Genomic DNA, 19,511 nt, shown 5'->3' on the forward strand with positions numbered 1-19,511 from the left:
CTTTTAATCCATTCGATTACATTTGTATACATATAGTAATGTCTTTTAAAAGAATTTTATGTCTGTTAAAAAGATTATCATTTGCAATCTAATACCTTATATTATTCGGTGTTGATTGTAAGAAAACATAAATAATAAGATGAATTCTAAAATAGTAATCGCCCACAGAGGTGCCTCTGGCTATTTACCAGAACATACAATGGAAGCCAAAGCAATGGCTTACGCCATGCTTCCTGACTATATTGAACAAGATTTGGTTTTAAGTAAAGATGATGTTCCTATTGTTATTCACGATATTTATCTTGATGATGTAACTAATGTAGCCCGAATATTCCCAAATAGAAAAAGAGAAGACGGTCGTTATTATGTGATTGATTTTACTTTTAATGAATTGTTACAGCTACAAGTAAGCGAACGATTCAATCCTACCACAGGAGCACAACTTTACCCAAATCGTTTTCCTAAAAATAAAGCCTCTTTTAAACTACATTCATTGCAACAGGAAATTGAATTAATTCAAGGCCTGAATTATAGTACAGGCAATTTTGTTGGAATTTATCCTGAAATTAAAAATCCTAATTTTCATTATAAAAACGGGAAAGATATCACTAAAATTACGCTTGATATTCTTTCTTCGTATGATTACAAAACAGAAGAAGACAAATGCATTCTACAATGCTTTGATGCCAAAGAATTAGAACGAACTCGGATGGTATTAAAATCCAAACTTTTACTTGTTCAATTGATCGAATCTACTGAAAAAATAAAGCGGTTAGACTATTTTTCTTCTTATGCAAACGGTATTGGTCCATGGTACAAACAAATTCTAGACAAAAAAGAAAATGGAAAATGGATATTCACAGACCTAATCAACAAAGCCCACAATCTTAATTTATTCGTTCACCCATATACCTTTAGACACGATCAACTTGAAGACTTCACATCTTTTGAAGAGATGATGCATGTATTATTTTTTGAGGCCAATATTGATGGAGGATTTACTGATTTTCCTGACAAAATGATTACCTTCTTGAGAAAAGAAAAATCGTAATAACTATCTTTGACTTTTATCTTTAATGAAAAGAAAGTATTTTAAAACGTGAAATATGCGTTGAAAATTTCGATTAGATTTCAACGCAATTTTTTATCAATTTATGATCATGAAAATCCAACTACTAGCATTTGGTGCAGCAAGCGAGATCGTTAATCCCATTTCTGAATTAGTATTTGACAAAGAAATTTCAGTAGCTCAATTCAGGAAATACTTAGTTTCTGAATTTCCAGAAATGAATAAACTCAGTTCATTTGCTATTGCTATAAATGAAGCATATGCAGATGACAAAAAGCAGCTACAAAACAATGATATTGTTGCTATAATACCTCCTGTAAGCGGTGGATAATCGACTTCTTTGTGAAGGGAAATTTCTTTTAAGAATTATCTTTTAAATATTTACCAACAAAAAAAGTTCCAAAAGGTAAAATTGATAAAAAGCAGACCATTAAAAAGTCCTTACCCTTCCAATTTAATTCATATTTCAACATAATAGCCAAGAGGATATAAACAACAAACAATAACCCGTGAGGCATTCCTAGGATTTTAACATATTCAGGATTGTTTTGCAAATACTTAATTGGAACCGCTATAAAAAGTAACAGAATATAAGAAAGTCCTTCCAAAAGACTTATGATTTTAAAAAAATTGATCATTTGAATTATAAATTTACTTGCAAAGCTATTGAAAAGTTCCTTCCTGGCGCAGAAATTCCTGAAGCAAATTCTTTATAATGCTCATCGAAAAGGTTCATAATATTTCCTTGCAGTGTAAAACTATCTGAGACTATATACCTACCAAATACTCCTACTGTCATCCAACTCGGGCTTCCATAATACTTAGCAACCTCATCTTTAGCATCTGGGTTTATTACTGGGGTTTCTTCATGATTATCTATTCCTTCACTGATATTATAATCTTTAATATGCTTTTTAGCATTGAATATAAGGTTTGCCCCTGCTTCGAAACTATTATCAGTATAATTTAACTCAAAGTTACCAAATAATGGAGGAATCGATGACATTGGCTCTTTCAAATCATAACTCTCTCCTTTTGTATAAGTTACAGAACCAGATGTTTTTAAATTTTTATATAATTTACCCTCGTAACTAATAGTAAAACCCGTTATATATGCACTTCCTTTATTCACATTGGCAACAGCGTTTCCTATTTCCCCGTCAAATTCAATTTCTGAACCTGTCTTGGCTTCGCTATTTATAGTTAAATCAAATGGAGTTCTATAAATATAATTATTCAACAAAGTATAATATACATTTGCTCCTACTCTAAATTTACGATCGTTAAAATACTTCTGAATACCAATTTCAGCATTATAAGCGTACTCTGGTTTTAAATCAATATTTGGAACAGTAACATTCCCATTCTTTTCCCTTACCTTTCCTACATCATCAATATTTGGAGACCTGAAACCTGAAGATAAAAGAGCATTTAATTGCCATGTTCTATTAGGTTTATATACATAACCAATCGTTGCTGTTAAGGCCTTGTTATTCAGGACTATATCATTATTAGGTAATTGAATAAATTGCTCATCAAGCCACTTTGCCGTTAAGTTTGTGTTGGTTAAACGCACCCCTGTATTTAGTGTTGATTTACTATTTAAATCTTGTCTATAACCTAAATACAAAGCTGAACTAAAATACGAACTTCCTCCATCGGCATATCTTGATTGAACGGCAAAATCGCCATTGAACCCTTGAATCACTCCATCAACTATATTCAACACTTTTCCGTAAGAATTAGAATAAACATCATTATACACCATCTCAAAACCGTACTCCAAATTACGTTTCTTTGCTAATAGCGCTTTAAAGTCACCATTTACACTAAATACCCTTACATTTTCTTCTCGAAAAGACTTATCTAGACTTCCGAATTTTCTTTGAATTCTGCTTTCTTCAATATTTTGATAAGCCAAGGTGACTACTCCTTTTTCTAGCCATTTTTTCTTAGGATTAATTTCTAACTGCGGAGAAATTAATAATCTTTTTTGAGGACCATAATACCATTCTGCAAATTTTAAACTCTCTCCTTTCAAAACAGTTAATCTATCAAAACGTGGAATATTTGAAGATGTCGAATATTGAATATTTACCTTTAAATCTGTTCGCTTAGATAATGGTACAAAGAACTTTTGAAGAACATCCGTTTGATTAAATCCCGTATTTCTTTGTACATTTTGATTGTCGTTTACCGTTGGAGCCTCTTCATAGTTCCCATTCAAGTTGTCAGAATACGATGGAACTTTACCCCAATCATCAAAACCATGTGATCTAGTTGTTCCCATTCTTAAATCATCAAAATTACTATGAGAAACACTTGTAAATGATGCCCATTTTTTGAATCTTAATTCCGCTGATATTGTATTTGTTGTTTCAGTATTTACCGAACTATATCTTGAAAACAATCCTCCTTTTACTACAGCATTATTTTTTGATAGTTTTGGTGTTTTTGTAACATAATGAATAACTCCTCCTAAAGCATCTGAGCCATAAATGACTGAAGAAGGACCAAAAACCACTTCTGTTCTATCAAGTATATTTGGAGATACAGTTATAGAATTTTGTAGATGTCCTTTTCTGTAAATAGCATTATTCAAGCGAACACCATCTACCACTAATAATACTCTATTACTTTCCATACCTCTTAGTACAGGACTTCCACCACCAGACTGAGACTTTTGCACTTTAATTCCAGGTATACTTGCCAATAAATCTGCCGAAGTTTGAGGAGAAACTTTCGCTATGTCTTTACTAGTAATTAATGCTATTTGTTCTGCAATTCTATTTCTTTTCTCTTTGCTTCTAAATACAGAAAGTACAACTTCATCTAATTGTTCCGAGTGCTTAGATAAATAGACATTATTATAATTTGCTAGAATTATCTCCTTTCTAACTTGATGTTCGGCATAAGTTACGTGCGAAAAAAGTAATAACTCTCTTTTAGAAAATTCTGTAATATCAATAATACCATTTTCATCACTTATTCCCGATTTTGATTTTTCTTTATTGAATACCACAACTGATTCTATTGGCTTTCCTGTTTCTGCATCAAAAACTGTTATTTTTTGAGAAAAAACTAAACAAGCAAAGAATAAAAATATGATAAATACTAATTCTTTCATTATCTAATTAGTTAAACACTGTTTCTAAAATACTTAGCGACTTTGGTTTTCTAAAACCATCCAAATGTAATTCAAAATATCTTATCATTGTCCTGAGTACAATTTGTCTTTCATTTTTATTTAACGAGAGCTCATTTAATTTATCAAAATTTATGCCTAAAACTCTTTTGAAAAGAACTAATTCAAGATCATATATCCCTGAGCGCTGATATTTTTTATCGGTAAAACTTCCTTCTAATAAATCAAAACCTATTTTATCAATGTTACTCATATCTGGATAAAAACCTAAATACTTTGATATATTAATCAAAAAAACGATATGAAAATTGGCTACCTTATCATTAGTATCCAACCAACGCATTGCTGTTTCTATATAAATATATAGCGGCATATTTTTTTCTTCTTCTTTTATAATATTTGAGAGAATATCCGATAAAAATAGAATTATAGTTTGTTTAATAACGGAGACATGCAAGCTGTTATATGGATATATAACTTGCGCCTCTTTTATAGTATTCAAGACATTTTTATGATTGTGGCTTGCTTCGATTTGTAATTGAGTTAAGGGTTGAAAATAGGCTATTTTAAGCCTTCCTTTTTTCGATTTTAAAACGCCTTTTACAATGTATGTTTTCATCCCTTCCTCCAGAGTAAAACATTTTACAATTAGACTTGTATCTCTATACTTAATGGCCCCGAATACAATTGCTTTAGTTTTTACGATTGGCATTAGTTTATAATAGCTATTTTAGTGGTTGTTGATTCTGTATTATCTTTATTAGAAAGCAATATGATATATACTCCTGAGGCTACCTTCTGACCAGCCAAGTTACGCTTATTCCATCTAACTCTTCCTCCTCCAAATTCTTGTCCTTCTAAAACATTTGTTTCAAAAACTAGATTTCCAGATGCGTCTACTATTTTTATATTAGTACCTCTTGGCAGATTTTTTCCTTTTCTACCCGTAATAGTCACAGTAGCATCCTTCATTAATGACGGGTTAGGGTATGCATAAGCCTCTTCCAAATGCGTTCCATAAGGAACAACTTCACTTTTATAAACTACCATTCCTTTATCTGTTGAAAAATATACTTTACCCGTTACATCGTCCACCTTTATTTTTATAATTCTATTGGAAGGCAACGGAGAGTTATCTTTATTAAAAGAAGCTAATGTATTTTCACCGCTTGGATCTGTATATAAAACTCCACCTGTTTCTGTACCAAACCATTTATTATCTCCTCCATCTATCTCGATTGTATTAATCGTTTGGTCACCTAATAATTTTTTAGGAATACCATCGTCTAAAATAACAACTGGTTCAGAATTATAAATACTTTCATCAAAAATACCAGATGCATTATTAAATACTGTAAGTCCAATAGAGGTACCAATCCATATTCGGTCACTTCTATCTATTCGAAATGTTCTAACATTATTGCTAGGTAAATTACCTTTATTAACTTCAGCTATTAACGCTTTTTTTGAAAGATTATTTTCATTAAAAACGAGAAGTCCATTTGCCCTTGTACCAATCCATATATTATTAAATTGATCAACATCAATTTCATTTAGTCCTATTTTATTTGCATCCACCTCCAAATCAATATCATAACCAAGCCATTCTCCATTAAATGACAACTTTTTTAGTCTATTTGATACTCCTACATTAGTCATCCATAGATTCCCTTGACTATCAAAAACTGATCCACTTACGCGAATTGTTACTCTGTTCAATTCATTCTTTACTATATCCTCAAGAGAACTATTTAACTGATTATAAAAAGTATTAACTCGCCCCTCTTTGACATTCAATAACCCACCTGTCAACGGGGAGTTAATTTCACTTCCGCTAATATCACCAAAAGAAGAAATAAAAATAGAACTTTCTTCATTTTTGTTAATATTGACCGACACTAAGTCTGGAAAAGCGATGTTAGAATTATTAGGGTAATTTGTCCAGGTCTGCCCATTAAAATGAGAAAAACCTTTTCTGCTTCCAGAAGGTGTATACGTTAAATCGTAGCCTCCATAAACAAGCCATAAATTATTATTATGAACATCCATTGAAAAAATATCATTATACATCGGTCCTTGCGGATGGATTTCTTGAAAAGTATTTCCTTTTAACGTTTTTAAAACACCATGATTTTTAGTTCCCAAAAAAACATTCCCTCCCCATTCAAAAGCTTCATTTATTTGAAAATTAAACTGATCACTAGCTTTTATTTGTTTTGACACCTCCATCAGATTGTTGTAAACGACCGCAGTATTGTCAAATGAAACTGTCATACTTTTATCAAAACTTCTTACAGCTAAAATTTCCTCTGTGAAAGTTTCCAAAAGGTTAATGGCTAAGTCTTGAACTCTAAATAGCTCCTTTTCTCTTGAAAAATAAACAAAATTATTAAAAACTGTTATGCTGCTACAGTTGCCACTAAATACCCTAGACCAATTATTAAAATCTATTAAATTAGAATTATTTATGTTCGCCAAATAGATACCATCCTCTGTAGCCGCATAGATTTTATTATGATTAATAACAATCTGGTGTATATTCAAATCAGATGAACCTGCTCTGATAAAATATGTATCTCCAAATTCTAACTTTACTAAGTCATATTCTATAATAGCAAATGATGTTGCTAAGTAAAGTTTGCTTTTATATTCAAAAATATCATTAATTCTTTTCTCTCCAATCTGATTAAAATTAACAATCTGTGGCAATACTGTTATACTTCCATCTTTATCAACAACTTCAAGTAATCCATTCTCATAGCCAATTACCAACTGATTCTGAGAACGACTATAATGCAATGCTGAAGTAATAACTCCAGACAATCCATGAATTGAAGATATTTTATTAATTTCTTTAGAAGCTTCGTCGTATACAAATATTGCGTTATCAGTCAAAGCATATATACTTGTATCCGCTTTGACAATTTTCTTTACATTAGAATAAGAAAATAAGTCTTCCCAGCTATCGGAAAAGTCTGTTTGAGAAAAGAACATGTTACTATAAAAAAATAGAAAAAACAATAGTATGCTCCTCACTTGATAATTTAATTTTAGTATTTACTTCAATATAAAAATTTATATTAAAAATTCTTTAATTTATGTGATTCAATTATTATGATTTATTTGTTATAATTTAAAAATACTATTGTTGGTACTAAAAGTATTAAATTTGCAAAAATTAAACTTTAATGACCTTTGAAATTGAACGTAAATTTTTAGTCTCTTCAAAAGATTTTGAAAATCAATCATTTAAAAAAACACATATAAAACAAGGTTTTTTGAATTCTAACAAAGAGCGCGTTGTTCGAGTTAGATTAAAAAATAATATTGGATTATTAACTATAAAAGGCCCCTCAAATATAGAAGGTACAACTCGTTTTGAATGGGAAAAAAAAATAAATTATTCCGATGCTGAAAATTTGTTAGATTTATGTGAAGAAGGTATAATTGAAAAAATAAGATATCTTGTACAAGTTGAATCACACATATACGAAGTAGACGTCTTTTTAGGAAATAATAAAGGGTTGATTGTTGCTGAAATTGAACTTAATTCAGAAAACGAGCCCTTCATAAAACCTAACTGGTTAGCAGAAGAAGTAACAGGTGATGAAAAATATTATAACTCAAATTTAAGTAAGTTGCCATTTAACAAATGGTAATTTTGGTTTTGAAGTAACCTCCTAATACATATTTTACAAATTAACCATAACAAAAGAAAAGATCAAATTCTCTTTTGATCTTTCCCCAAATAAAACTGTGAATTCCCCCTAAAAATCACAATCCCTTAATTTTGATGCCCCTAAATTACAAAAGATCATAGCTTGTTTTTTAGTATTTTTATGTTTGGAAGAAGAATTTAAACAAACAACTCAAATCGAACAATATCTGGTAATTAATAACTTAACAACTGTTTTTTTAAATAAGACTAAGACTTTCTTTCTAATTGTAGTATTTCCAGAAGCTGGTTTTTCTTTCGCCTACTAACACTCACAACGGTACCATCGCTTAAAGTTAATTCACTTAAACCTCGATTGTATTCTACAATATGATTGAGGTTGATAACATAAGAATTATGAACTCTATAAAATTCTGGAAATATAAATTTTTTTTGAATTTCTTTCAACGTTTTTGAAGCTACAATTTTTCGTTTTCTTGAAAGAAAAATTGTCGTATAACTTTTATCAGATTTCAAATAAATAACATCGCTTCTATTCAGAAAATAAACCTTCCCATCTGCTGATATATTTATTTTATCTACTGACTGATAAGTTAAGTTAGTATTCTCAGTTCTTCCTGTTAAAGGTAAATCAGTTAACCTAACAGGATTCCAATCACCATAACCAACTACTAATGAAATAATTAAATGAAATTCTTTTTTTGGCAAGCTATCTATAAAATTAAGTTCTTTTTGAGCAATTTTTCGACTTTTTAAAAAAACCACATCAGGATTAACTTTTTTTATCTCATTTAATGCATTTGAAAAATTAGTACATTTTATAATATCAAAATTTTCATTTGGGTTCCATCTCCTTAAACTTTCCTTAAATGTCTCTACGGCATCATTAGTATCATCAATCAAAACAATCTTTATCATACATTCACTCATCTATATTATACTTAGTTAAGACTACTTTAATGCAGGGGGGAGCAAATAAGATTCGTTTACAATACAGCACAAACAGTATTGTACCGAACAATACATTATTCGAGGTTGGCTTTTACTTTATTTTAAAAAACGTTTTCATAAGTAGAATCGATAAATATACTATTTTTATTTAATATTTAAAAATGAGACACTTAAATAAAGAAAAAGAAGTAAATATTATTTTGATTTTAATAAAAAACACTAAATGACTTTTAATGTATCACTCATATATTTTTCATCAGTATTTAGTTCATGAAAAATAAGATCATATACTTGGTCTCTGAGAATTTTTCTATCCTTAATTTCTTTATCTTCTGTTTCTATAAAATAAGCTTGCTTAATTCTTATAACGCCAGGTCCTCCCTTAAAAATATTCCAAGAAAAATATCTTTTGCAATCAAAATAAATTTGCGGAACAATAGGAGTTTTAAACTCAATTGCCAAACTAAAAGCTCCATTTTTAAAAGGGGACAATACTATTTTTTCTTCAGGTACAAGTCCTTCAGGAAATATACCAATACTCATTCCATCCGTTAGTTTTTGCTTTGCTCTTTGGTATACTTGTTTCCTACTTTTATCAGACTCTCGATCAACCATAATAACAACTTTGCGATAGAAAAACCCAAAAACGGGAATTTTTACAAGCTCTTTTTTTCCTACAAAAACTATTGGGTTTTTACTCAAAATAATCATAATCCAAGGATCTATTAAAGAAGTATGGTTTGCAATAAATAAATAACTCTTATTTCTTTTAATGTACTCTTCTCGCTCTATATGCAAACGAAACCCCATGCCGTATACTAATACAAAAGACCATCCTCTGATGACCTTCCAAAAAGCGGGATAATATTTTTCTCTAGTTGTTAATACCAGAAGTACAGGTGTCATTAGTAATATCGTACTGAACATTAGAATATAAAACCATGCTCTCCAAATTAACAAAAATGGTACTTTTAAATAGTGTATCATAATTGCGAATGTAGTAATTTCTTTTGTTTGATAAATTTAAAGCTTACTTTTGCTCATCTTCTTTTAATGCAAAAGAATAGAGAACCTCAGAAATATAGTAGCAAAGAATTTTGTTAGTTTTTTAATCTAAAATTTGTTTGCTTATTTTCTTAGATTAATAAGATTGAATAATTTTACATAAAAATCCATGGCGAGAATTTTAACAGGAGTTCAAAGTACAGGAACACCACACTTAGGAAATTTATTGGGAGCTATTTTACCAGCAATTCAAATGGCAAACGACTCTAACAATGAATCTTTTATTTTTATTGCAGATATGCACTCTTTAACACAAATTAAAGAAGGAGAGCAACTGCGTGAGAATACCTATAGCGTTGCTGCAACTTGGCTTGCCTGTGGTATTGACATTAATAAAACGGTATTTTATCGTCAAAGTGACATTCCTGAGGTTACTGAATTATCTTGGTACTTGAGCTGTTATTTCCCATACCAACGATTAACCTTAGCGCACAGTTTTAAGGATAAAGCGGATCGTTTAGCCGATGTAAATACTGGTTTATTTACCTACCCTATGTTAATGGCTGCTGATATTTTAATATACGATGCAGAGGTTGTTCCCGTAGGTAAAGATCAATTACAGCATCTGGAAATCTCTCGTGATGTAGCCAACAGAATTAACAATATTATTGGAGAAACTTTGGTTCCACCTGAAGCTAAAATCAACGAAGAAACAAAGTTAATTCCTGGTATTGATGGTGAAAAAATGAGTAAGTCTAGAAACAACGTTATCAACATTTTCTTACCGGATAAAAAATTAAGAAAACAAATCATGGGAATTCAAACGGATAGTACTCCTTTAGAAGAACCTAAAAATCCAGATACAGATAATGTTTTTGCCTTGTATAAGTTATTAGCGAATGAAAAACAGATCGCAGAAATGAGAGCCAATTACGAAGGTGGCAATTATGGTTACGGACATGCAAAACAGGCTCTTTACGAATTAATAATTGATGATTTTGCTGATATTAGAGCGAAGTATAATTATTACATGGAAAATCGTCATGAAATTGATAAAGCCTTAAGTATCGGGGCAGACAAAGCCAGGGAAGTTGCTCAAGAAGTTTTACAAAGAATTCGTAAAAAAATTGGATACTAATTAAAAAGGCAAGAATTTAGTTCTTGCCTTTTTAATTTTATATTTTTAGTATATCATGGAGCAGGATTAGGCATCAAGCGATGTACTGATTCAATTTCGTTTAAAATATCTTTTGATAATTCAATATGTATTGAATTAATATTTTCTTTTAATTGACTCATTTTCGTTGCGCCAATTATATTACTTGTTACAAACGGTAATTGATTAACATAAGACAAGGATAATTCTACTAATGTTAAATCGTTTTTTTGAGCGATTTCTTGATATTTTTCAACAGCCCTTAATGATTGAGAAGAAGAGTATCTATTATAATTTGGAAACAATGTTACCCTAGCATTCTGAGGTTTATTACCTCCTAAATATTTACCAGATAAAACTCCAAAAGCAAGAGGAGAATAGGCCAATAATCCTATATTCTCTCGCAATGACACCTCTGACATTCCATACTCATAAGCACGGTGTATCAATGAGTATGAGTTTTGTATCGTTACTGGTCTTGGTAAATTGTGCTGTTCTGAAGCTTGTAAATACTTCATAGTTCCCCATGGAGTTTCATTAGACAAGCCAATATGCTTTATAATTCCTTGTTTTACATAATCATTTAATGTTTCTAATATCTCTAAATGATTTTCTGCCTCTTTTGCAGATGTCTTATAGGGATAATCACGTACTCCAAAGCAATTCACTCCTCTTTCTGGCCAATGTAATTGATACAAATCGATATAGTCTGTCTGTAAACGTTTTAAACTACCTTCAACCGCTTCTTTAATTGCTTTTTTACTAAAACCATCCTTACGTATGTGAGCTGTATAATCTCCTGATCCAGCTATCTTTGTAGCTAAAACTACTTTATCCCGATTATTTGTTTTATTAAACCAAGTCCCAATAATCCTCTCCGTATCACCATATGTTTTAGCATTAGCTGGTACGGGATATAGTTCAGCTACATCAAAAAAATTAACACCTTGATCCAAAGCGTAACTCATTTGTTCATGCCCCTCGGTTTCGGTATTCTGATTTCCCCAGGTCATTGTTCCAAGACAAATTTTAGAGACTTTTATATCTGTATTCGGTAAGGTTATGTACTTCATTTCTATTTTTATTTTAAGATTGCATTGATTCCTGGAAGCACTTTTCCTTCTAAACTTTCCAACATTGCTCCCCCTCCTGTTGACACATAACTTACTTTATCTGCAAAACCAAATTGCTTTACTGCAGCTACAGAATCGCCTCCGCCTACTAGTGAAAAAGCGCCATTTTGAGTAGATTCAGCAATCGCATTGCCTAACTCAGTAGTTCCTTTAGAAAAATTATCCATTTCAAATACACCTAACGGCCCATTCCATAAAATAGTTTTTGAATTAGTTAAAACTTTCGCAAAATTTTCCGATGTTTTTGGCCCAACATCTAGCCCCATCCACCCTTCTGGAATCTCATTTGTATTCACTGTTTGTGTATTTGCATCATTTGAAAAAGCATCTGCAATTACTGCATCAACTGGTAAATGAATTTGAGTATTGTTTTTCTTCGCTTTTTCTAAAATATCAAGTGCCAAATCTAACTTATCATCTTCAACTAATGAGTTTCCAATTTTTCCTCCTAAAGCTTTCACAAAAGTAAAGGTCATTCCTCCACCAATAATAATATGATCTACCTTTTCAATAATATTTTCAACAATTCCAATTTTAGACGATACTTTTGCTCCACCTAAAATAGCAGTTACTGGTTTTTCTGAGTTATTTAAAACCTTATCAATACTCTCAATCTCTTGCGCTAATAAATTTCCAAAACATTTGTTCCCTTCGAAGTATTGTGCGATAACTGCCGTTGAGGCATGCGCTCTATGAGCTGTACCAAAAGCATCGTTTACATATATATCACCCCATCCAGAAAGTTGCTCAGCAAAACCTGTGTCTCCTGCTTTTTCCTCTTCATAAAAACGTAAATTTTCAAGAAGTAACACTTCACCAGCCACTATATTACTAACAGCTTCATTAACTTGACTACCAATACAATCATTTACAAAACGAGTCTTAACACCTAAAACTTCACTTACTTTATGAACAATATGTCTCAGAGAAAACTGATCCTCAACTCCATTTGGACGTCCCAAATGTGACATCAAAACACAACTTCCTCCGTCTTCTAAAATTTTAGTAATCGTTGGCTTTGCTGCTTGAATTCTTGTTATATCTGTTACCTCAAAAGCATCATTTAATGGAACATTAAAATCAACACGAATAAGTGCTTTTTTATTTTTAAAATTAAAATTGTCAAGTGTTTTCATATTGTAGTGATTATATTTATTTGAAAGCTTCCTAATTAAGATCAGAATTAGCGTAAAAAACACCTATTTGGCTTTCATTCTTTTCATTTTCCAACAAATGTAATTATTTATAATCATATAAAAATCTAATTAATATGAACTATCAAATTATTTTAAAACAAACCATATTTTGCATTTAACCCACTCTAAATTTAACATTTGTACTTAAATCACTAAACAACTTTCTTTTTTCTATTTTAGATAATAATAAACAAAATAATCATTTATTTTTATGAACTAATTATGAATAAAACATACATCAAAATATCCTCACATTCTTTGAATTTTCAAGACTGTTATGATTTTGTTACTGATCCTAAATGCGGTGGTATTGCTATTTTTATTGGAACCGTTAGAAATACGACCAATAATAAAAAGGTAAAAAAGCTTGATTTTTCAACCTATGAGCCTATGGCTTTAAAAGAAATGCAGAAAATTGCTAATAGTACTATTGAGAAATTTGGCGTTACTAAAATTGCTATCCATCATGCTAAAGGTATATTAAAAATAAGTGAGATACCTGTAATTATTACCGTTTCATCTCCTCACAGAAAGGCTGCCTTTGAGGCCTGCCAGTATGCTATTGACAATCTGAAAGAAACGGTTCCTATTTGGAAAAAAGAACACTTCTCTGATGGAGAGGTTTGGGTAAATGCACACCCTTAAAAGCAAATTGAAATGGTTAATTATAAAGTTACTGAAAGCACCAAAGAATTGTCTGAAATTTTAATGCTTCAGTCTACAAACCTAAAGGATAACTTAACTGACGAAACTAAAAAAGAACAAGGTTTTGTGACTGCTCATCATGATATGGATATTTTAAAAACTATGCATGATGTTCATCCGCATATCATTACCGTATCAGATAGAATTGTTGCTGGATATGCCTTATCAATGTCAAGAAAATTCTGAGACAATATTCCTGTACTTGTCCCAATGTTTTCGAAAATTGATGCTTCAGAAATAGGAAAATCTAATTACCTGATCATGGGTATGTTTGTATTTCCAAAAATTTTCGTGGTCAAGGAATTTTTAGGGGCTTATATACTCATATGGCTAAAGTGTTTTATGAAACTTTCAATTATATTATAGCGGAGATTAATACTAAAAATACTCGTTCAATCAATGCACATATGATTATTGGTTTTTCCGAATTAACTCGTTACAATTTTGAAAATGAAACATGGATTATAGTTTTTAAAAAAATTTAGAAAAACACCTTTATATCAACTCAAAACTATTCAACAAAGAAACTATAAATTAATACTTTAAATCAATCGGTTCAATAAAATCTATTTCAGAATTAAATATTTCTTTAATATACTCTTTTATTTCCACCATAAACTCTTCTAATCGTTCTTCGGTTACAGTACTATCTGGTTTTCTTGAATTCGTAGAAAAATTCATTTTCAAAAAGCCTTTTTTAAGATTCTTAAATGAATAAATACCTGCTTCTAAAACCTTAGAAAAATCATATTGATTATTTTGTGTGTATAAATATGCATATAACATTACTTGAATTGCTTTATGAAACCTCAACTCTCTAATACCATCAAAATCAGACACTTTTAGATTCGTGCTTTCTACCCTTCCTGTCTTATAATCAATAATTCTTGTAACTCCGTTAAGCTCATCAATTCGATCAACTTGACCATGAATTTTTACAGGAAAATCAAGTCCATTAATATTGATCTCAGTTGCCAATGTTTGTTCTGTTGCTATAATCTTTAGTTTATTTTCTTTGTTCTTCAATAATTCCTTTTCTTGCTTCAAGAAATTAATTACAAATCGATTTGCAACTTCAAAAATTAAACGATTTTTACCTGTACTGATATCTCCACTTTTAAAATGCTTAGAAAAATAAAAGATGATTCGTTGTTTGGTTTTTTGCTGCATTACTGTTATGTCACTAAAGGAAAGATACCTCCCTTCAAATGGTTTATATAACTCTTCTAATGTATCATGAACTACTGTTCCCATCGTATTAGCTGCTACAGTTTCTTCTACATCATCAAACTCTTTTATTTTAAGTATCTTTTGTTTGTAAAAAGCAAAAGGGTTGTATAAATAGTTTGTTAATGCTGAAGGAGATATTCCCTTTTTTGCTAACTCTTTTAATTCTTCTAAAACATCTTGTGTTTTAGAAATGTTTTTTTGCCCAGAAACTACCGTAACGATCTTTGGACTGATAATTTCTTCCTTAATATCATTTCGTATCATTTCTAATTGTTTGACAAACCTGCTTTTTTCCCCACTTCCAAAAACATCATGTTCTGTATTATATAAAATATAAATATTTTTTGCACGTTGCAACAACCTAAAAAAGTGATATGAAAATAACGCGTCTTTTTCTTTGTAAGTTGGAAGACCAAATTGTTTTTTTACATCAAAAGGTATAAATGATGTTTGTTGGTGATTTCCGGGTAATACTCCCTCATTAACTGAAGTCACAATAACATTCTCAAAATCAAGCACTCTTGTTTCTAACACCCCCATCAATTGTAGTCCCTGAAGAGGCTCTCCTTGAAATGATAAACTCTCCGATTGAATTAATTGTTTAAAAAACTGCTGTAACGTTTTTAAATCTTGAATATAGTTAAATGTTTCATGTAAATTTTGCAACTGCGTAAATGCTGTATAAAAACGAAATAGATATTCTTTTTCTAAGTCCGTAGCTTTATCCTTTAATGCAAGTAATAACATAATTATTCTCGACAGAAAACCATCGATTGTTTTATATGGTTTAAAGAGTGTCAAAATTATTTCTTTAACTGTGGCGGGTAATACCTTAAAAAATAGAGTGATTTTTTCGAAACTTATAAATGTACTATTACTAATCACAATCTCTTCTAAAAAAACGTCCGAAATATTTCTATCATTTTGATAAAGTAATTGGTAAAGTGATGGATGTTTTAATACGGCTATTACATCTTTATAATAGAACGATTTACTTTCTTTCTTTTGGAATTTCTCTTGATTTAAAAAAAGCCGAAATACCCCTTCCAATAAACTAGTAGTAGGAATATCTTTTAAAGGGTATCCCATCGTTATATTTACAGCATCTACATTTGAGGGCAATGAATTCAAAGTAATAGGTAACAAAGATTCATCAGCCATTACAAAAGCTGTATCATTATAATTTGAAAACTTTGATAATATTTCACCTGCATATTTTACTTGAGTGATATTTTTTGATGCTCCTATTATATTTATATTTTTAGTTCTTGAGAAATAATTTGTAATCGTTCCAATAGAACTGGTTTGATAAAACTTCCAATTTGCTTTGTATTTCCTAATGAAGCTCCCTGCTTGATGATTATTTTCAAAAAAAGCCTTATCAATATCCCAAAATACTTCCGTGTTTTTTGCTGCTAACATTTTTTGAATTAATAGTTCTTCCGCTGCATTCAGAGCATTGAATCCAATAAAAAAATATTTCTTATTTTTTATATTCTGGATATAAGCATCTATTTTGGCTACCGCTTCTCTATATATGACACCCTGATAACCAAAACCACTGGATACTAAAAACTTATAAAACAATTCGTACAAATAATACAATTTTTCCATGAAAGAAAAATGATCTTTCATAAGACTTGTTTCATCAATTGAATCTGAAATAGACCATTTATTTAAACGATGAATATCACGTAAATACAAGAAGATTTCACGAGGATTAATTAGATGTTGGTCAATTTCATTAAAATCTTGTAAAACAGTATATGCCCATGAAGAAAATGTATCAAAAGAATCTGCTTCCTTCTCTTCTTTTTTGTAAATCGTATAAAAGTGAAATAGTAGTTGAACAGAGTCTGCCTTTTTTAATCCTGAAATTTCTTCAATAAAATCTCCAATATTGATAATACTGGGTAAAAAACCTGTAGTTATTTTATTTTTTAAAGCTCTTTTCACAAAGATACCCGCTCTTTGTGAAGGCAAAATAAATACCACATTTTCAAATGTTTTCGTTGTTTTTAATATTTCATCTAAGGTATCGTTGATAAAAGATTGCATAGTTCTATATTCTCAAACCAAAGTACAATTTTCATTTTGGATGACTCTAAATTTATACCTCTTAAAATTATAAAAAAACACTTGATATAGGTTAAAGGGTATTGGCTAGGTAAAAAAGGATTACTACCTTTGTTTTACACGAGAGCTTACACTGTTTTTTTTAGCAATTATATTATTTTATGACAACAACACTAAAAGTAGCATTGATGCAGATTGATCTATTTTGGGAAGATGCACAATCAAATCTTAAAGCTATTGAAGAAAAAATACATGCTTTGCCCCTTGATGTAGATTTAGTTATTTTACCTGAGATGTTTACTACTGGTTTTACTATGAATCCTTCAGATAATGCTGAAAGTATGAGTGGAAAAACAATTACTTGGATGCGTGAAATAGCAAAAGAAAAAAATTTAGCAATTACCGGAAGTATTATCATCAAGGAAATAACAAATAATCTTAAAACAACTGAATATTTTAATAGATTGTTATTTTGTTATCCCAATGGTGATATCGAATATTACAATAAGAAACACACATTCACCTTAGCTGGTGAAAATGAAGTATATAGTGCTGGAAAAAAACGACTCATAATCAATTTTAAAGGCTGGAAACTGTGCCCTTTAATTTGTTATGATTTACGTTTTCCTGTATGGTCAAGAAATACCAGTAACTACGATTTGTTATTTTATGTGGCAAACTGGCCTGATTCAAGAATAAGTGCTTGGAATTCACTACTGAAATCAAGGGCTATTGAGAATATGAGCTATACAATTGGTGTAAATCGGGTTGGAAAAGATCTAAACAATCAAAATTACACAGGTTATTCAGCATGTTTCGATACTCTTGGCAATTGTATGACAAAGGATTTCAGTAATAAAGAGGCTGTTTTAATAACTACATTAAACAAAGAAACTCAAGATATACAAAGAGAACGATATAATTTTCTAGCTGATAGAGACGGGTTTGATCTACCAGGAATAAATAATATTCTATAAGTTCGCAAATAATTAAGAAAACAACTAACTAGCTATTTTGTTTAATCTACTTTATTTAACAGAGTGCTCGTTTGTCTTTAAATTCTTCGTTGTTATCTGCAGTGTAAAAACCAAATATACATCTTCTTAAATGTGTTTTGATGAACTATCTAATTTAACAAGCTTTTTTTTGATTCGTTTATCCAACCTGCTTCATTTTGATTCGAAACGAAATGAATTTTTAAGTCCGCTTGATTTTCCTCCTTAACAAAACAAACCTTTTTTTCTGCTTGATCTATGTTTTTAGTAAAAAACCAAATACCGTCATTATTTTTTGCTTTATCAGCACTTCTAACCTCATGTACGTTTAAATCGGCTTGATTAGGATCGTCTACAACAAACAGTTTAACATCTGGTTGATTTTGTTCACTTACATTAAATAAACGTTGTGCATTGACGCTTGCAAAAACAAAAAAAGTTAAAAAGAAGAATAATTTTTTCATGGGGGTTATTTTAAATACTTATTTCTAAGTTAATAAAAAAAAATTATTTACATCTTTATTTCTAAAGATATTAATTTAAATTTTAGACTGTTTTTTCTCCCCTACCAACCAATTGTTTGGTTTTTATAATAAATGTAAAAAGCATTAGTTTCTTTAAAACTTTCAAACCACTTTACTAACTAAACTCTAAAAATTCATTGTAATACCAGCTGCTTCAGTACCCGTTTGGATATTCTTGCCTCTTGACTTAACGAGATTATTTTTACTAAAGTCTGCAAGTTCTGATCTCATGTTCTTTAACTTAATATTAAGTGTTCTATTTTCTGCCTTTAATTTGTTGTTTTTACCCGTCATAATGATGCTAAATAAAAAACCAACAACAATACTAAAACAAGCTATAATAATTTCTATTTCTGATGTAAAAAAATCCATATTATTTCATTTTTTGTTCTTATTAAAACATTGTTTCCCTATTACACTTCGAACATAAAGATTAAACCATGATTTTTAATACGGTTTTCCGTAATAAAAGACTTTATTTTAAGATAATTGCCCTGATATTCAAACTAAATTAGCTTTTTAGGGTTGAAAAGTAGCTCTATAGAACTTTCTTTCAAACATATTTAAAAGCTTTCTTTATTGAAATATTATATTTTTAATACGCAAAAATTCTATTCTTTACTTTATCAGACATCAGACATCAGACATTA

At 30.2% G+C, this 19,511-nt stretch carries 18 protein-coding genes; 7 read left to right on the top strand and 11 right to left on the bottom strand.

The genetic code is table 11. The features are described 5' to 3' along the window. The first annotated feature begins 139 nt into the window (after nt 1-139). Together glpQ and AC2GW8_RS08560 are read left to right on the top strand one after the other, a co-directional pair. Entirely contained in the window at nt 140-1,051 is a 912-nt protein-coding gene (glpQ, locus tag AC2GW8_RS08555) for a glycerophosphodiester phosphodiesterase (RefSeq protein ID WP_440879456.1), read from the top strand. A 109-nt stretch (nt 1,052-1,160) separates the two neighbouring features. Continuing rightward, on the top strand, nt 1,161-1,400 hold the full coding sequence (locus AC2GW8_RS08560) for a MoaD/ThiS family protein (protein WP_440879457.1): 240 nt from the start codon (nt 1,161-1,163) through the stop codon (nt 1,398-1,400). Nucleotides 1,401-1,428: 28 nt separating this feature from the next. Here the strand turns inward: AC2GW8_RS08560 and AC2GW8_RS08565 are convergent, their stop codons facing one another. From AC2GW8_RS08565 to porZ, 4 genes are read right to left on the bottom strand one after another with little or no spacing between them, the layout of a single operon-like run. Continuing rightward, complete coding sequence (locus tag AC2GW8_RS08565; RefSeq protein WP_440879458.1) at nt 1,429-1,707, bottom strand: DUF3817 domain-containing protein; 279 nt, start codon at nt 1,705-1,707, stop codon at nt 1,429-1,431. Between the two features lie 5 nt (nt 1,708-1,712). Continuing rightward, on the bottom strand, nt 1,713-4,196 hold the full coding sequence (locus tag AC2GW8_RS08570) for a TonB-dependent receptor (RefSeq protein ID WP_440879459.1): 2,484 nt from the start codon (nt 4,194-4,196) through the stop codon (nt 1,713-1,715). 7 nt (nt 4,197-4,203) lie between these two features. Beyond that, nucleotides 4,204-4,926: a DNA repair protein RecO gene (recO, locus tag AC2GW8_RS08575; RefSeq protein ID WP_440879460.1), complete on the bottom strand. Its 723-nt coding sequence runs from the start codon at nt 4,924-4,926 to the stop codon at nt 4,204-4,206. Then, nucleotides 4,926-7,250, bottom strand: coding sequence for a type IX secretion system anionic LPS delivery protein PorZ (porZ, locus tag AC2GW8_RS08580; RefSeq protein WP_440879461.1), 2,325 nt, complete (start codon nt 7,248-7,250; stop codon nt 4,926-4,928). Before porZ ends, recO begins: the two co-directional genes overlap by 1 nt. Nucleotides 7,251-7,402: 152 nt before the next feature. Here porZ and AC2GW8_RS08585 point away from each other — a divergent pair, with 152 nt between their 5' ends. Then, nucleotides 7,403-7,873, top strand: a complete 471-nt coding sequence (locus AC2GW8_RS08585) for a CYTH domain-containing protein (protein ID WP_440879462.1) — start codon at nt 7,403-7,405, stop codon at nt 7,871-7,873. Between the two features lie 266 nt (nt 7,874-8,139). Here the strand turns inward: AC2GW8_RS08585 and AC2GW8_RS08590 are convergent, their stop codons facing one another. Both AC2GW8_RS08590 and AC2GW8_RS08595 read right to left on the bottom strand, forming a co-directional pair. Further along, the gene (locus AC2GW8_RS08590; protein ID WP_440879463.1) at nt 8,140-8,820 is read right to left on the bottom strand and encodes a LytR/AlgR family response regulator transcription factor; all 681 of its coding nucleotides are present in this window, start codon (nt 8,818-8,820) and stop codon (nt 8,140-8,142) included. 240 nt (nt 8,821-9,060) lie between these two features. Then, nucleotides 9,061-9,828: a lysophospholipid acyltransferase family protein gene (locus AC2GW8_RS08595; protein WP_440879464.1), complete on the bottom strand. Its 768-nt coding sequence runs from the start codon at nt 9,826-9,828 to the stop codon at nt 9,061-9,063. Nucleotides 9,829-10,015: 187 nt separating this feature from the next. On the opposite strand from AC2GW8_RS08595, the gene trpS reads away from it, so the two are divergent. Next, nucleotides 10,016-10,984, top strand: a complete 969-nt coding sequence (gene trpS, locus AC2GW8_RS08600) for a tryptophan--tRNA ligase (protein WP_440879465.1) — start codon at nt 10,016-10,018, stop codon at nt 10,982-10,984. A 53-nt stretch (nt 10,985-11,037) separates the two neighbouring features. Here the strand turns inward: trpS and AC2GW8_RS08605 are convergent, their stop codons facing one another. Together AC2GW8_RS08605 and AC2GW8_RS08610 are read right to left on the bottom strand one after the other, a co-directional pair. After that, nucleotides 11,038-12,075, bottom strand: coding sequence for an aldo/keto reductase (locus tag AC2GW8_RS08605; RefSeq protein ID WP_440879466.1), 1,038 nt, complete (start codon nt 12,073-12,075; stop codon nt 11,038-11,040). Nucleotides 12,076-12,083: 8 nt separating this feature from the next. Continuing rightward, entirely contained in the window at nt 12,084-13,271 is a 1,188-nt protein-coding gene (locus AC2GW8_RS08610; RefSeq protein WP_440879467.1) for a phosphoglycerate kinase, read from the bottom strand. Nucleotides 13,272-13,553: 282 nt separating this feature from the next. Between AC2GW8_RS08610 and AC2GW8_RS08615 the strand changes: the two genes are divergently transcribed. Together AC2GW8_RS08615 and AC2GW8_RS08620 are read left to right on the top strand one after the other, a co-directional pair. After that, the gene (locus AC2GW8_RS08615) at nt 13,554-13,976 is read left to right on the top strand and encodes a molybdenum cofactor biosynthesis protein MoaE (RefSeq protein ID WP_440879468.1); all 423 of its coding nucleotides are present in this window, start codon (nt 13,554-13,556) and stop codon (nt 13,974-13,976) included. Between the two features lie 12 nt (nt 13,977-13,988). Then, on the top strand, nt 13,989-14,222 hold the full coding sequence (locus AC2GW8_RS08620) for a hypothetical protein (RefSeq protein WP_440879469.1): 234 nt from the start codon (nt 13,989-13,991) through the stop codon (nt 14,220-14,222). Between the two features lie 348 nt (nt 14,223-14,570). On the opposite strand, the gene AC2GW8_RS08625 is transcribed toward AC2GW8_RS08620, so the two are convergent. Then, nucleotides 14,571-17,324 carry a PD-(D/E)XK nuclease family protein gene (locus tag AC2GW8_RS08625; RefSeq protein ID WP_440879470.1) on the bottom strand — a complete coding sequence of 918 codons (2,754 nt, stop codon included), beginning with the start codon at nt 17,322-17,324 and terminating at the stop codon, nt 14,571-14,573. Between the two features lie 179 nt (nt 17,325-17,503). On the opposite strand from AC2GW8_RS08625, the gene AC2GW8_RS08630 reads away from it, so the two are divergent. Then, on the top strand, nt 17,504-18,319 hold the full coding sequence (locus tag AC2GW8_RS08630) for a nitrilase family protein (protein WP_440879471.1): 816 nt from the start codon (nt 17,504-17,506) through the stop codon (nt 18,317-18,319). Between the two features lie 149 nt (nt 18,320-18,468). Here the strand turns inward: AC2GW8_RS08630 and AC2GW8_RS08635 are convergent, their stop codons facing one another. Next, nucleotides 18,469-18,801: a 7(1) septoil knot domain-containing protein gene (locus AC2GW8_RS08635; protein WP_440879472.1), complete on the bottom strand. Its 333-nt coding sequence runs from the start codon at nt 18,799-18,801 to the stop codon at nt 18,469-18,471. Nucleotides 18,802-18,987: 186 nt separating this feature from the next. Then, nucleotides 18,988-19,233: a hypothetical protein gene (locus AC2GW8_RS08640; protein WP_440879473.1), complete on the bottom strand. Its 246-nt coding sequence runs from the start codon at nt 19,231-19,233 to the stop codon at nt 18,988-18,990. Nucleotides 19,234-19,511: the final 278 nt, after the last annotated feature.

It is taken from the genome of Tenacibaculum profundi, from assembly GCF_057162725.1.